The sequence below is a fragment of the Pseudomonas sp. NPDC077649 genome (assembly GCF_044542855.1).
In the GTDB taxonomy this organism is placed as follows: domain Bacteria; phylum Pseudomonadota; class Gammaproteobacteria; order Pseudomonadales; family Pseudomonadaceae; genus Aquipseudomonas.
Genome location: NZ_JBITVF010000009.1, coordinates 101835 through 115320, shown reverse-complemented (window position 1 = coordinate 115320; position 13486 = coordinate 101835). Strand labels below are relative to the sequence as shown.

Below are 13486 nucleotides of genomic sequence, written 5' to 3'. Positions count from 1 at the left end.
CCTCCTGATTGATCAGCTATCCAGCGCCGCGGCCGGGCCGAAGAACTCATGGTGGCTCTGCTCGGGCGGCACGCCCAGTTCCTGCAGGTGGCGCTTGACCTGGGCCATAAAGGCTTTCGGGCCGAGGAAGTAGGCGTCCAGATCGCGCTCGGCGGGCAGCCACTGCGCCAGCAGTTCGCGGCTGAGGAACCCCTCGGCATCGGCCTGATCGCCTGCGCGCGGCTCGCTGTAGCAGACGTAGTGACGGATCTGCGGATGCGCGGCGGCGCGGGCCTCGACCCAGTCGCGGAAGGCGTGCACCTCGGCGTGGCGGGCGCAGTGGATAAAGTGGATCGGCCGGCCGCTATGGCGCGCGGCGTCGAGCATGCTCAGCGCCGGGGTGATGCCGACGCCGGCGCTGATCAGCGCCAGCGGCTTGGCCGAGTCGCGCAGGATGAACTCGCCGGCCGGCGGGAACAGCTCCAGCTGGTCGCCGACCTGGACCTTGTCGTGCAGGTGGTTGGATACCCGGCCGCCGGCCTCGCGTTTGACGCTGATGCGGTACTCGCGGCCGTTGGCCGGCGCCGACAGTGAGTAGTTGCGCCGCACCTCCTCGCCGTCCAGCAGCAGGCGCAGGCCGATGTACTGGCCGGGCTGGAAGTCGAGCAGGGCGCCGCCGTCGGCCGGCACCAGGTAGAACGAGGTGATCTCGGTGCTCTCGGCCACCTTGCGCGCCACGCGGAAGGCGCGAGCGCCACGCCAGCCGCCGGGGGCGGCGGCATTGTGCGCGTACTGGCTCTCCTCGGCGCCGATGAGGATATCGGCCAGTTGTCGGTAGGCGATGGCCCAGGCTTCGATCACTTCATCGGTGGCGATCTCGGCGCCGAGCACCTCGCCAATCGCGCGCAGCAGGCAGCCGCCGACTATGGGGTAGTGCTCGGGGAGGATCTGCAGCGACACGTGCTTGTTGACGATCTGCGCCACCAGCGGGCCGAGCGCCTCGAGACGGTCGATATGCTTGGCGTACATCAGCACGCCATTCGCCAGGGCGCGCGGCTGGTCGCCGCTGGCCTGGTGCGCCTGGTTGAACAGCGGGCGCACCTCGGGAAACTCGCTCAGCATCATCCGGTAGAAGTGGGTGGTCAGCGCCTCGCCGCCGCTTTCCAGGAGCGGCACGGTGGCTTTGATCAGATCGCGTTGGGCGTTGGACAGCATGGGTAACTCCTGCAAGGCATGAAAAGGCGCCGGCCCGGCTCGTCTGGCCGCATCTGGCGTGCTAGCGTTAGCGCTGTATGCCTCTCATGAATCGTGCCATTTAATTTATCGTTTAAATTCAATGGCTTATTTTTATTGTTGTGAAAATGACTCGCGAGTGATGTGAGTCATAAAGACTTTAGGTTGTCGAAATGACCGCTAACCCGCTGCTGCAGACGCTGATCCCGCTGGTTGCCGACCTGTCCCGCGAGCTGGACGACGGCGAGCGCTACCGCCGCCTGCTGGCCGCCCTGCGCCAGCTGTTTCCCTGCGATGCGGTGGCGCTGCTCAAGCTCGACGGCGAACAACTGGTGCCGCTGGCGGTGGAGGGCCTGAGCGCCGACACCCTGGGGCGGCGCTTCAAGGTCAGCGAGCATCCGCGCCTGGCGGCGCTGATCGAGCACCGCGGGCCGACCCGTTTCGCCGCCGACTGCGGCCTGCCCGACCCCTACGACGGCCTGGTCGAGGGGCTGCACGGCCATCTGGAGGTGCACGACTGCCTGGGCTGCCCGCTGTACTTGGACGATCAGCTGTGGGGCCTGCTGACCCTGGATGCGCTGGACCCCGCCAGCTTCGGCCGCGCCGACCTGGACAACCTGGACGCCTTCGCCAGCCTGGCGGCGGCCACGGTCAAGGCCAGCGAGCGGATCAGCGGCCTGGCCCGGCGGGTGGAGACCGAGCGCCAGCTCACCGAACTGTACAAGCAGGCGCGCCAGCAGCCGCGCGAGCTGATCGGTCAGAGCGCCGCGCTGCGCAAGCTGCAGGGCGAGATCCGTCTGGTCGGCGACAGCCCGCTGACCGTGCTGATCACCGGCGAAACCGGGGTCGGCAAGGAGCTGGTGGCCGAGGCCATCCACGGCGCCTCGCCGCGCGCGCAGCGGCCGCTGGTCAGCCTCAATTGCGCGGCGCTGCCCGAGGCGCTGGTGGAGAGTGAGCTGTTCGGCCACGTGCGCGGCGCCTTCTCCGGCGCGCTGAGCGAGCGCAGCGGCAAGTTCGAGCTGGCCGACGGCGGCAGCCTGTTTCTCGACGAGGTGGGCGAGCTGCCGCTGGCGGTGCAGGCCAAGCTGCTGCGCGTGCTGCAGAGCGGCCAGCTGCAGCGCCTTGGCTCGGACCGCGAGCACCGCGTCGACGTGCGGGTGATCGCCGCCACCAACCGCGACCTGGCGGCCGAGGTGCGCGCCGGGCGCTTTCGCGCCGACCTCTATCACCGCCTCAGCGTCTACCCGCTGCCGGTGCCGCCGCTGCGCGAGCGTGGCCGCGACGTGCTGCTGCTGGCCGGCTACTTCCTCGAAGACAACCGCGCGCGCCTGGGCCTGCGCAGCCTGCGCCTGAGTAGTGAGGCGCAGAAGGCGCTGCTGGCGCACGACTGGCCGGGCAACGTGCGCGAGCTGGAGCACCTGATCGGCCGCGCGGCGCTCAAGGCGCTGGCGCGCCACGGCGAACGGCCGCGGATTCTCAGCCTGGAGCTGCAGGACCTGGACCTGCCCGCGAGCGTGGCGGCCGCAGAGGCGCCGGGCGAGAGCGCGCCCGGCGCGCTGCCGGCGGGGCAGGACCTGCGCAGCGCGCTGGATGCCTACCAGCGCCGGCTGATCGAGCAATGCCTGGCGCGCCACCAGGGCAAGTGGGCCGATGCCGCGCGCGAGCTGGGGATCGATAGGGCCAATCTGAGTCGGTTGGCGAAACGCCTCGGGTTGCGCTGAGCGCAGGGGTTGACGATTTGTACATTAAAGTCCAGAGTGGACTTTAATGTATAAGCGAGAGCGACCCATGCAGTCCTCCCCATTTCCCTCCGCGCGCCGCGTGCCCCTCGATTCGTCGTGGGCCGGCGCGCCTTGCTTCTGCCCCTTCGCCTTCCCACCGGGTTCCGTCGCCTTGTCGCGCGCGGCGGGCTCGTTCATTCCGCAGCAGGAGACACGTCCATGAAGAAACTCGCCTGGCTGGGCGCCATCGCCCTGAGCCTGATGGCTTCCAGCCCGTTCGCCGCCGAAAAGCCACTGCGTCTGGGTATCGAGGCGGCCTACCCGCCGTTCGCTTACAAGGAGGCCAGCGGCGAGATCGCCGGCTTCGACGTGGACATCGGCAATGCCCTGTGCGCCGAGATGAAGGTGCAGTGCCAGTGGGTCGAGCAGGAGTTCGACGGCCTGATTCCCTCGCTCAAGGTGAAGAAGGTCGACGCCATCCTCTCGTCCATGACCATCACCGACGAGCGGCGCAAGTCGGTGGACTTCACCGGCAAGTACTACTACAGCCCGGCGCGCCTGGTGATGAAGGAAGGCAGCACGGTCGACGCCGACTTCGCCAACCTCAAGGGCAAGCGCATCGGCGTGCAGCGCGCCACCACCACCGACCGCTTCGCCAGCGAGGTGATGGCCGCCCAGGGCGTGCAGGTGGTGCGCTACAGCTCGCAGAACGAAATCTACCTGGACCTGATCTCCGGGCGCCTGGACGGCACCCTGGCCGACGCCATTCCGGTGGAGGAGGGCTTCCTCAAGACCGACAACGGCAAGGGCTTCGCCTTCGTCGGGCCGTCCTTCACCGATCCGGCCTACTTCGGCGAGGGCGCCGGCATCGCCGTGCGCAAGGGCGACAGCGAGCTGCTCGGCAAGCTCAACGCCGCCATCGCCGCGATCCGCGCCAACGGCAAGTATCAGCAGATCCAGCAGCGCTACTTCAGCTTCGACATCTACGGCGACTGAACGAGGCGCACCGCGCCGGGCCCCCGCCCGGTGCGCCCGGCGCAACCCGTATTGCAATCGGGCTACAGCTGGAACACCAGCGCCTTCAGGCCGCTCTCGGCCGAGATGTCGGGAAACTCCGGCGGGTTGTCCAGGCGCCGCACAAAACGCAGCTGCGGCGCCTCCTCGGCCATGCCGTCGATGAGAAAGTCTGGGCCGATATCCGGGTCGTTGACGCAGGCCAGCACGGTGCCGCGCTCGCCGAGCAGTTCGGGCAGGCGGCGAAGGATCTTGCGGTAGTCCTGGGTCAGGGCGAAGCTGCCTTTCTGGAAGCTCGGCGGGTCGATGATCACCAGGTCATAGGGCCCGCTCTTGCGCACCTTGCCCCAGGACTTGAACAGCTCGTGGCCGAGAAACTCCACCCGGGCGAGGTCATGCTCGTTCAGGCGATGGTTGTCGCGCCCGCGCGACAGCGCCGCGCGCGCCATGTCCAGGTTGACCACCCGCTCGGCACCGCCGGCGATGGCCGCCACCGAGAAGCCGCAGGTGTAGGCGAACAGGTTGAGCACGCGCTTGCCGGCGGCCTGCTCGCGCACCCACTGGCGGCCCAGGCGCATGTCGAGAAACAGCCCGCTGTTCTGCTTGTTGCCCAGATCCAGCAGGTAGCGCAGGCCGTCTTCGAGAATCGGCCATTGCGCCTGGGGCTCGCCGGCCAGCCATTCGCTCTCGCTGCCCTGCACGTAGCGGTGCTGCAGCAGCAGGCCGCTGGCGCCGCTGGCCTGCCACTGCGGCGTCTGCAGCAGCTCGATCAGCAGCGGCTTTAACGCCGGCGAAGGCTCGCGAAACAGCATCACCAGGACGATCCCGGACAGCCAGTCGACGGTGATCTGCTCCAGCCCCGGCCAGCAGCGGCCACGACCGTGGAGCAGGCGGCGGGTTTCGGCGCCCGGATGGTGCGCCAGCGCATTCAACAAATGCTCGCGCAGGGTGACGAGGGCGGCGTCAGTCATCGCGGGTCAGCACTTCCAGCAGCTCGATTTCGAAGATCAGGTTGGCGTTAGGCGGTATCGAACCCATGGTGCGCTCGCCATAGCCCAGGTGCGCGGGCACCAGCAGCTTGCGCTTGCCGCCCACCTGCATGCCCATCAGGCCCTGGTCCCAGCCCTTGATCACCCGGCCGCTGCCGATCACGCACTGGAAGGGCTTGCCGCGCGAGTAGGAGGAGTCGAACTCGCTGCCGTCCTCCAGCCAGCCGCGGTACTGGGTGGTGATCAGGGCGCCCTTGACCACGGCCTTGCCGTCGCCGGGTTGCAGGTCTTCGATGATCAGCTCGAGGCTCATGTCGGTTTTCCACTCTGGTGTCGGTTGTGGCTGGCCTGGACGATGCGCTGCGCGGGCACGCGCAACTGGGCCAGCAGGTAGTCGGCGAAGGCCGGTTCATAGGGCTGCAGGGCGATGGCGCCGGCCATGCAGTCCAGCCAGCTCTCGGCGAGGGCCGCTTCGATCGGCCATTGGGCATGGAAGCTGGGGATGCTGATGCTGCCGTATTTCTCGGCGAACAGCCGCGGGCCGCCCAGCCAGCCGCTGAGGAAACTGGCCAGCTTGTCGCGCGAGGCGCTCAGGTCGGCCGGGTGCAGGGCACGCAGGGCGGCGGCTTCGGCGCGCTCGTCCATCAGTCGGTAGAAGTCGTCGACCAGACGGCGCAGGCCGTCGATGCCACCGGCAGCCTGGTAGGAGGCATCGCCGGTGCCGTAGGGAGGGGTGTGGCTCATCGCGTTATTCCGCGGAAAAGGCGCCATTGTAACCGCTCGCGTAGAATGGCCGGCCAGTTTGGTTTGAGGTAATGGGTAATTGCAGAGGCTGTTTCTCCCCTCTCCCATTTATGGGAGAGGGGCCGGGGGAGAGGGGAAAAGCTCACACCCTCTCCCCAGCCCTCTCCCGCAAGCGGGAGAGGGGGCAGATCGTGCTTGCCTGAAAAGATGATGACGCAACCCCAGCAAGGCTTCGTGCTCAGCCGCCATTGGCGCGATACGCCGGAGGGCACGGAAGTGGCCTTCTGGCTGGCGACCGATGCCGGCCCGCGCCAGATACGTCTGCCGTGCCAGGAGACGGTGGCTTTCATTCCCGCCGAGCAGCGCGCCTGGGCCGAGCCGTTGCTGCGCACCGAGCAGGGCGTCGAGCTGCGTGAGTTGGCCTTGCGCGACTTCAAGCGTCGTCCGGTGCTGGGCCTGTACTGCCGCCAGTACCGCCAGTTGCTGCAGCTGGAGAAGAAGCTGCGTCAGGTCGGCGTGGATGTCTACGAGGCCGATATCCGGCCGCCGGAGCGCTACCTGATGGAGCGCTTTATCACCGCCTCCGTCAGCTTCGCGGGCACTGCCCAGGAAGACGGCAGCCTGCTGTGCAAGTCGCTCAAGCCCGCCGCCGATTACCGCCCGACGCTGCGCCTGGTGTCGCTGGATATCGAGACCAGCGCCCGCGGCGAGCTGTATTCCATCGCCCTGGAGGGCTGCGGCCAGCGCCAGGTGTATATGCTCGGCCCGGCCAATGGCGATGCCGGCGGCGTGGATTTCGAGCTGGAGTACTGCGACAGCCGCAAGGCCCTGCTCGAACGGCTGAATGACTGGCTGGCGCGCTTTGACCCCGACGCCATCATCGGCTGGAACCTGGTGCAGTTCGACCTGCGCGTGCTGCGCGAGCACGCCGAGCAGCTCAAGGTGCCGCTGCGCCTGGGACGCGGCGGCGACGTGATGGGCTGGCGTCAGCACAACAGCAGCCAGCACTACTTTGCCGAGGCCGCCGGGCGGCTGATCATCGACGGCATCGAGGCGCTGCGCTCGGCGACCTGGAGCTTCCCCTCGTTCAGTCTGGAGTCGGTGGCGCAGACCCTGCTCGGCGAAGGCAAGGCCATCGACACCCCCTACGCGCGGATGGACGAGATCCAGCGCATGTTCGACGAGGACAAGCCGGCGCTGGCGCACTACAACCTCAAGGACTGCGAGCTGGTCACGCGCATCTTCGCCCACACCGACCTGCTCGCCTTCCTCCTCGAGCGCTCCAGCGTCACCGGCCTGGCCGCCGACCGCAGCGGCGGTTCGGTGGCGGCCTTCACCCACCTGTACCTGCCGCCGATGCACCGCCTGGGCTTCGTCGCGCCGAATCTCGGCGACATCCGCGGCGAGAACAGCCCCGGCGGCTTCGTCATGGATTCGCGCCCCGGCCTGTACGACTCGGTGCTGGTACTGGATTACAAGAGCCTGTATCCCTCGATCATCCGCAGCTTCCTGATCGACCCGGTGGGGCTGGTGGAGGGGCTGCAGCAGCCGGACGATGCGCATTCGGTGGAAGGTTTTCGCGGCGCGCGCTTCTCGCGTACCCGGCACTGCCTGCCGGCCATAGTCGAGCGGGTCTGGCAGGGGCGCGAGGCGGCCAAGCGCGACGGCAACGCTGCCTTGTCGCAGGCGCTGAAGATCATCATGAATGCCTTCTACGGGGTGCTCGGCTCCAGTGGCTGCCGCTTCTTCGACCCGCGCCTGGCTTCGTCCATCACCCTGCGCGGGCACCAGATCATGAAGCGCACCCGCGAGCTGATCGAAGCCGAGGGCCATGCGGTGATCTACGGCGACACCGATTCGACCTTCGTCTGGCTCGGCCGCGCCCACGATGAGGCCGAGGCGGCGCAGATCGGCCGCGCCCTGGTATCAAGGGTCAATGCCTGGTGGCGCGAACATCTGCAGCAGGAGCATGGTCTGGTCAGCGCCCTGGAACTGCAATTCGAGACCCATTACCGGCGCTTTCTGATGCCCACTATTCGCGGCACCGAGGAGGGCAGCAAGAAGCGCTACGCCGGCCTGGTACGGGCGGCGGATGGCAGCGAACGCCTGGTGTTCAAGGGCCTGGAGACGGTGCGCAGCGACTGGTCGCCGCTGGCCCAGCGCTTCCAGCAGGAGCTGTACCGCCTGGTGTTCGCCGGCCAGCCCTATGAGGACTATGTGCGCGACTACGTCAAACGCACCCTGGCCGGCGAGCTGGACGAGCTGCTGGTCTATCGCAAACGCCTGCGTCGGCGCCTCGACGACTACCAGCGCAACGTGCCGCCGCACGTGCGCGCCGCGCGCAGCGCCGACGAGCACAACCAGCGCCTCGGCCGGCCGCTGCAGTACCAGCGCGGCGGCTGGATCGGCTACCTGATCACCACCGCCGGGCCGCAGCCGCTGGAGTGCCTGCTGTCGCCCATCGACTACGAGCACTACCTCAGTCGCCAGCTCAAGCCGGTGGCCGATGCCATCCTGCCCTTCGTCGGCGGCGATTTCGAGCGCCTGGTGGACGGCCAGCTGGGGTTGTTCTGAAGCCTTCGCCCCGGTTCAGTGCGACAGCGAACCCCGCAGGAGCCCGCTTGCGGGCGATCCTGGCGCCGTAGGGCCGATCGCCGGCAAGCGGGCGCCTCAAGACGGCTGCGGTCCCTTGGGGCGGCGGAAAACGGGAAATACTTTGCAAACTCTGCGCAGTTGAGCGGTGTTCGCCGCCTGAGTATCTTTGCGCCGTGATGCCGGGCCCCTCTGGCGGTTAACACCGCGATGTCGGAATCACAGTCTGTTCAATCTGACTGTAGGAGGGGCTCCATGACTGCCCTAGAACCGTTTCTCTTCGCCGAGTTCCTCGGCACCGCCACCTGGTTGTGGCTGGTCTTCATCGCCGTCGTCATCTCCCTGCTGGCCTTCGACCTGGGCGTGTTGCATCGCGACAACCGCGAAATCGGCGTGCGCGAGAGCCTGCTGCTGTCCGCTGGCTACATCACCGCGGGTCTGCTGTTCGGCGTCTGGGTGTTCTTCCAGAAAGGCGGCGACGCCAGCATGGATTACCTCACCGGCTTTCTGATCGAAAAATCGCTGTCGATGGACAACGTGTTCCTCATGGCGATGATCTTCAGCTTCCTGGCGATCCCGCGGCAGTACCAGCACAAGGTGCTGTTCTGGGGGATCATGGGCGTGCTGGTGCTGCGTGCCATCATGATCGGCCTGGGCGCCGCGCTGATCCACGAGTTCGCCTGGATCCTCTACGTGTTCGGCGCCTTCCTGTTCTTCACCGGGGTGAAGATGCTGTTCGCCAAGCTCGACGATGCGCCCGATCTGGAAAACAACCTGCTGGTGAAGTTCCTGCGCAAGCACCTGCGCGTGACCGATGAGCTGCATGGCGAGCGCTTCTTCGTGCGTCAGGACGACGGCAACGGCCGCAGCGTGCTGTGGGTGACACCGCTGTTCCTGGCGCTGATTCTGATCGAGTGCGCCGACCTGATGTTCGCCATCGACAGCGTGCCGGCGATCTTCGCCATCACCCAGGATCCCTTCATCGTCTACACCTCGAACATCTTCGCCATCCTCGGCCTGCGCGCCCTGTACTTCGCCCTGGCCGCGCTGATCCATCGCTTCGCCTACCTCAAGTACGCGCTGGCCCTGGTGCTGGTGTTCATCGGCGCGAAGATCTTCCTGGTCGGTATCATCGGCAAGATTCCGGCGGCGGTGTCGCTGAGCGTGACCCTCGGCCTGCTGATCGGTGGCGTGCTGCTGTCGCTGTACAAGACCCGTGGCCAGCCGCCGGCGAGCGCGCCGAAATCGCTCGCGGACTGAGCGCCCCATCACCCATCGACCGACGCGCAGGCGTCGCCCAAGAGGACGTTGTATGCATAGCCCGTTACGCAGTCTTTCCCTTTCCGCGCTCGGCCTGGTGCTGGTCGTGCTGGCCGGATGCGAGGCGGCCGAGCAGTCCGCCCAGAAGCTCGTCGAGGAAACCGAGCAGCAGGCCCAGGCCCTGCTCGACGACGCCGTCGGCGAGGCGGTGGAGCAGCTGAACAAGCAGGTCGACAGGCTGCAGGAGTCGGCCAACCAGGCGCTCGGCAAGCCTGCGCAGGAAGAGTCGGCCGAGCAGCCCGAGGCCGAGCCGGATGCGGCCGCGGGCGAAGGCTTCGAGCCGGGCGTGGAAACCTGAGCTCAGCGCGCGCCGGCGGTCGTCCAGGCGGCCGCGTGCAGCGCCTGCTGGAGGAAGTCGCACAGTGCCTGGATCTTGACCGAGGCGCGGTGCGAACGCGGGTAGAGGGCGTGGATCTCGTCGGCCGTGGGGTGCGTCTCGGGCAGTACCTGTAGCAGGCGGCCGGCCTGCAGGTCAGGCTGGACGATAAAGCGCGGCAGCACCGCCAGGCCCAGTCCGGCCAGCGCCGCATCGCGCATGGCCTCGCCGTTGTTGCTGGTGAAGCGCCCGGCAGGCGCCAGGGCCAGCGGGCGCTGGGCGGCGGGGTCGTCGAACGACCAGAGTTGTTCGGCGCTCAGGTTGCAGTAACCGATGCAGGGGTGCTCGAGCAGCTGCTCCAGCCGTTCGGGTGCGCCATGCTCGCGGATATAGTCCGGGCTGCCGCACACCACCCGCGGGCTGCTGCCCAGGCGGCGGGCGATCAGCGCGCGGTCGTGCAGGCGCGAGATGCGCAAGCACAGGTCGTAGCCCTCGCGCTCGAAGTCGCTGACCCGGTCGTCCAGTTGCAGCGCCACTTCCAATTGCGGATGCAGGCGCATGAAGCTCGTCAGTTGCGGCGCCAGCCACAGCGTGCCGAAACTCATCGGTGCGAGGATGCGCAGGCTGCCGGCCAGGCTGCCGTCCTCGCTGGCGACGGCCTCGGCGGCGGCCCGCAGTTCTTCGAGCGCGGCCCTGGCCTGGCGGTAGAAACGCTGGCCGCTGTCGGTCGGGGCGACCTTGCGCGTCGAGCGGAACAGCAGGCGGGCGCCGAGGTGGCGTTCCAGGTCGCTGAGGCGTTTGCTCACCACCGACTTGGCCACCCCCAGCTGCTGGGCGGCCAGGCTGACGCTGCCCAGTTCGGCGACGCGTAGAAAGGTCTCGATTTCCGCAATATCCAGTTTCATGGCGGTGCACGCGTTGAGCCAGTGTGCTGTTCAGCATAACGCCTCGCCGGGAGCTGGATTGTTCGATTTGAGCGAAAAACCATTTCGTCGCGCGGCGGGAGGTCGAGGCCGCCGAGTCGGGCTAGGCTTTGGGTTCACGCCCGCAACCGGGCTCCTTCACTGCCACAGGAGACTGCGCCATGTCTTTCACCTATAACCGCTTGAACAAGGACGATGCCGTCGTGCTGCTGGTCGACCACCAGGCCGGCCTGCTCTCGCTGGTGCGCGACTACACGCCGGACGAGTTCAAGAACAACGTGCTGGCGCTGGCCGACATCGCCAAGTTCTTCAACCTGCCGACCATCCTCACCACCAGCTTCGAGAACGGCCCCAACGGGCCTATCGTGCCCGAGCTCAAGGCCATGTTCCCCGATGCGCCCTATATCGCCCGACCGGGGCAGATCAACGCCTGGGACAACGCCGATTTCGTCAAGGCCATCGAGGCCACCGGGCGCAAGCAGCTGATCATCGCCGGGGTGGTCACCGACGTCTGCGTGGCCTTCCCGACCCTGTCGGCGCTGCAGGCCGGCTATGAGGTGTTCGTCGTCACCGACGCCTCGGGCACCTTCAACACCAGCGTGCGCGACGCCGCGCTGATGCGCATGGCCCACGCCGGGGCGCAGATGCTCAACTGGTTCAGCGTCGGTTGCGAACTGCACCGCGACTGGCGCAACGACATCGAAGGCTTCGGCGGCATCCTCGGCGGCCACTTGCCGGCCTACGCCAACCTGATTCAGAGCTACAGCCAGAAGTGACGCGGCGGGCCCGCCGCCGCTTGCCGGCGGGCTGGCTCTCAGCTTTCGCCCTTGATTTCCTTGAGGTGCTTGTACACCGTCGCCCGGCCCATGTTCAGCACGTTGGCCACGTAGTTGGCGGCGCTCTTGCCCTTGAACGCGCCTTCGGCGTGCAGCGCCTCGACCAGTTCGCGCTTGTGCTCGCGGGTCAGCAGGTTGAGGCCGAGCTGGCGCTGGCGCAGCCAGGCGTGGAGGAAGGTGTTGATGCGCTCCTGCCAGTCGTCGCGAAACAGCGCGTCGGGCTGGGGGATCAACTTGTTCGCCGAGAGGAACAGGTCGAGTGCCTGACGGGCGCTCTCGAACAGCGAGATATTGAGGTTGATGCACAGCACCGCGACCGGCTTGCCGCCGGCGTCGCGCAGCACGCTGCTGACCGAGCGGATCTTCTGCCCGTCCCAGTTGAGCTTCTCGTAGGGGCCGATGCTGCGTGCGTCGCCGGCGTCGTCGAGCATGTCCTCCAGGGCGGCGTCATCGCCCACCGCGCGCTTGGAGATGTTGTTGGCGATATGGTCGATCTTCTGCGTGCGCAGGTCGTGCAGCACCACCTCGGCGTGGGGGAAGAACAGGGTGGCGATGGCGTCGGCGATGGCGCGGTAGTTGTCGAGATCGGCGGCGGGGCGGGGCGTCATGCGGTGGGCTCCTGGGTCGGCGCGACGAGTGTGCCGCAAAGCGCCGGGGGCGTCATCAAGGCGCCCCCGGACTGCATCTGGGCTACTGGCGCAGCCGCGCCGGGCTGAGCATGGCTTCGTCGAGGCCGAAGCGGGTCAGCGCCTCGGGCAGCGGCTGGCGGCGGATCAGCGCGGCGCTGGCCTGACCCATCGCCGCGCTGGTCTGGATGCCGTAGCCGCCCTGGGCGGCGACCCAGAAGAAGCCCTCGGCCTGGCCGTCGTAGCCGGCCACCAGGTCGCCGTCGGCGACGAAGCTGCGCAGCCCGGCCCAGGTGTGCGCCGGGCGGCGGATGCTCAGGCTGGTGTGCTCCTCGATCTGGTAGATGCCCATGGCGATGTCCAGCTCCTCCGGCTGCACGTCGTGCGGCGCCACCGGGTCGGCGTTGGCCGGCGAGCCGAGCAGCTGGCCGGCGTCGGGCTTGAAGTAGAAGGCTTCGTGCAGGTCCACCACGCAGGGCCAGGCGTGACAGTCGACGCCCTCCGGGCCGTGGAAGGTGAAGGCGGCGCGGCGCTTGGGCACCAGGCCGATGGGGGCGACCCCGGCCAGCCGGGCGAGCTCGTCGCACCAGGCGCCGGCGGCGTTGACCAGCACTGGCGCGCGGTACTGCTCGGCGCCGCAGTCGACCAGCCAGGCGTCGCCGTCGCGGGCGATGGCCTGCACCTCGCGATCGTTGTGGATTTCCCCGCCCTGCTGGCGAATGCCGCGCAGGTAGCCCTGGTGCAGGGCATCGGTGTCGATGTCGGCGGCGCTGGGGTCGAACAGGGCGCCCTGGACCTTGTTGCGGCGCAGCACCGGCACCAGCGCGCAGGCCTGGTCGGCATCGAGTAGACGGGCCTCGGGCACCTGGGCGCGGGCTTCGTCGAACTGGCGCTGCAGCTCGGCGGCATCGCCGCTGAAGTCCACCACAAGTTCGCCGCGCGGGCTGAGCAGCGGGTGCTCGGCGAAGCCGGGCGGCGGCGCGTCGTAGAAGGCGCGGCTGGCGGCGGTCAGCGCGCGCACCTGCGGCGTGCCGTAGGCCACGGTGTACAGCGCCGCCGAACGGCCGGTGCTGTGGTAGCCGGGCTGGCTCTCGCGTTCGAGGACGATGGTCTTGCCCTGGCCGGCGAGGAAGTAGCCGGTGGAGGCGCCGGCGATACCGGCGCCGACGATCAGGTAGTCGGCGTGTTGCATG

13 protein-coding genes are annotated in these 13486 nt (G+C 68.0%); 6 read left to right on the top strand and 7 right to left on the bottom strand.

The genetic code is table 11. From position 1 onward, the window contains the following. Positions 1–12: 12 nt before the first annotated feature. Positions 13–1194, bottom strand: a complete 1182-nt coding sequence (gene hmpA, locus ACIGFL_RS22210; RefSeq protein WP_122108877.1) for an NO-inducible flavohemoprotein — start codon at positions 1192–1194, stop codon at positions 13–15. Between the two features lie 191 nt (positions 1195–1385). On the opposite strand from hmpA, the gene norR reads away from it, so the two are divergent. Together norR and ACIGFL_RS22200 are read left to right on the top strand one after the other, a co-directional pair. Continuing rightward, positions 1386–2933, top strand: a complete 1548-nt coding sequence (gene norR / locus ACIGFL_RS22205; protein WP_397498598.1) for a nitric oxide reductase transcriptional regulator NorR — start codon at positions 1386–1388, stop codon at positions 2931–2933. A 219-nt stretch (positions 2934–3152) separates the two neighbouring features. Further along, a complete protein-coding gene (locus tag ACIGFL_RS22200) occupies positions 3153–3929 on the top strand; it encodes an ABC transporter substrate-binding protein (protein WP_397498597.1) in 777 nt (258 codons plus the stop codon). A gap of 62 nt (positions 3930–3991) precedes the next feature. On the opposite strand, the gene ACIGFL_RS22195 is transcribed toward ACIGFL_RS22200, so the two are convergent. The 3 genes from ACIGFL_RS22195 to ACIGFL_RS22185 are packed head-to-tail and all read right to left on the bottom strand — an operon-like array spanning position 3992 to position 5680. Beyond that, entirely contained in the window at positions 3992–4918 is a 927-nt protein-coding gene (locus tag ACIGFL_RS22195) for a class I SAM-dependent methyltransferase (RefSeq protein ID WP_397498596.1), read from the bottom strand. Continuing rightward, entirely contained in the window at positions 4911–5249 is a 339-nt protein-coding gene (locus tag ACIGFL_RS22190; RefSeq protein WP_021442462.1) for an FKBP-type peptidyl-prolyl cis-trans isomerase, read from the bottom strand. The genes ACIGFL_RS22195 and ACIGFL_RS22190 overlap by 8 nt, the downstream gene beginning before the upstream one ends. Next, on the bottom strand, positions 5246–5680 hold the full coding sequence (locus ACIGFL_RS22185) for a group II truncated hemoglobin (RefSeq protein ID WP_397498595.1): 435 nt from the start codon (positions 5678–5680) through the stop codon (positions 5246–5248). The genes ACIGFL_RS22190 and ACIGFL_RS22185 overlap by 4 nt, the downstream gene beginning before the upstream one ends. A 210-nt stretch (positions 5681–5890) precedes the next feature. Between ACIGFL_RS22185 and ACIGFL_RS22180 the strand changes: the two genes are divergently transcribed. The 3 genes from ACIGFL_RS22180 to ACIGFL_RS22170 all read left to right on the top strand — a co-directional run bounded on the left by ACIGFL_RS22180 (position 5891) and on the right by ACIGFL_RS22170 (position 9890). Next, a complete protein-coding gene (locus ACIGFL_RS22180; protein WP_397498594.1) occupies positions 5891–8254 on the top strand; it encodes a DNA polymerase II in 2364 nt (787 codons plus the stop codon). A gap of 273 nt (positions 8255–8527) precedes the next feature. After that, on the top strand, positions 8528–9532 hold the full coding sequence (locus ACIGFL_RS22175) for a TerC family protein (protein WP_397498593.1): 1005 nt from the start codon (positions 8528–8530) through the stop codon (positions 9530–9532). A 52-nt stretch (positions 9533–9584) separates the two neighbouring features. Then, complete coding sequence (locus tag ACIGFL_RS22170) at positions 9585–9890, top strand: hypothetical protein (RefSeq protein ID WP_397498592.1); 306 nt, start codon at positions 9585–9587, stop codon at positions 9888–9890. Between the two features lie 2 nt (positions 9891–9892). Here the strand turns inward: ACIGFL_RS22170 and ACIGFL_RS22165 are convergent, their stop codons facing one another. Further along, a complete protein-coding gene (locus ACIGFL_RS22165) occupies positions 9893–10813 on the bottom strand; it encodes a LysR family transcriptional regulator (protein ID WP_397498591.1) in 921 nt (306 codons plus the stop codon). A gap of 179 nt (positions 10814–10992) precedes the next feature. Between ACIGFL_RS22165 and ycaC the strand changes: the two genes are divergently transcribed. Continuing rightward, positions 10993–11607 carry an isochorismate family cysteine hydrolase YcaC gene (gene ycaC, locus ACIGFL_RS22160; protein ID WP_021442468.1) on the top strand — a complete coding sequence of 205 codons (615 nt, stop codon included), beginning with the start codon at positions 10993–10995 and terminating at the stop codon, positions 11605–11607. Positions 11608–11645: 38 nt separating this feature from the next. Here the strand turns inward: ycaC and ACIGFL_RS22155 are convergent, their stop codons facing one another. Next, positions 11646–12275 (bottom strand): transcriptional regulator, encoded by a 630-nt coding sequence (locus tag ACIGFL_RS22155; RefSeq protein ID WP_021442469.1) that lies wholly within the window; start codon positions 12273–12275, stop codon positions 11646–11648. 82 nt (positions 12276–12357) lie between these two features. After that, positions 12358–13485 (bottom strand): NAD(P)/FAD-dependent oxidoreductase, encoded by a 1128-nt coding sequence (locus tag ACIGFL_RS22150; protein WP_397498590.1) that lies wholly within the window; start codon positions 13483–13485, stop codon positions 12358–12360. Between the last annotated feature and the right edge of the window lies 1 nt (position 13486).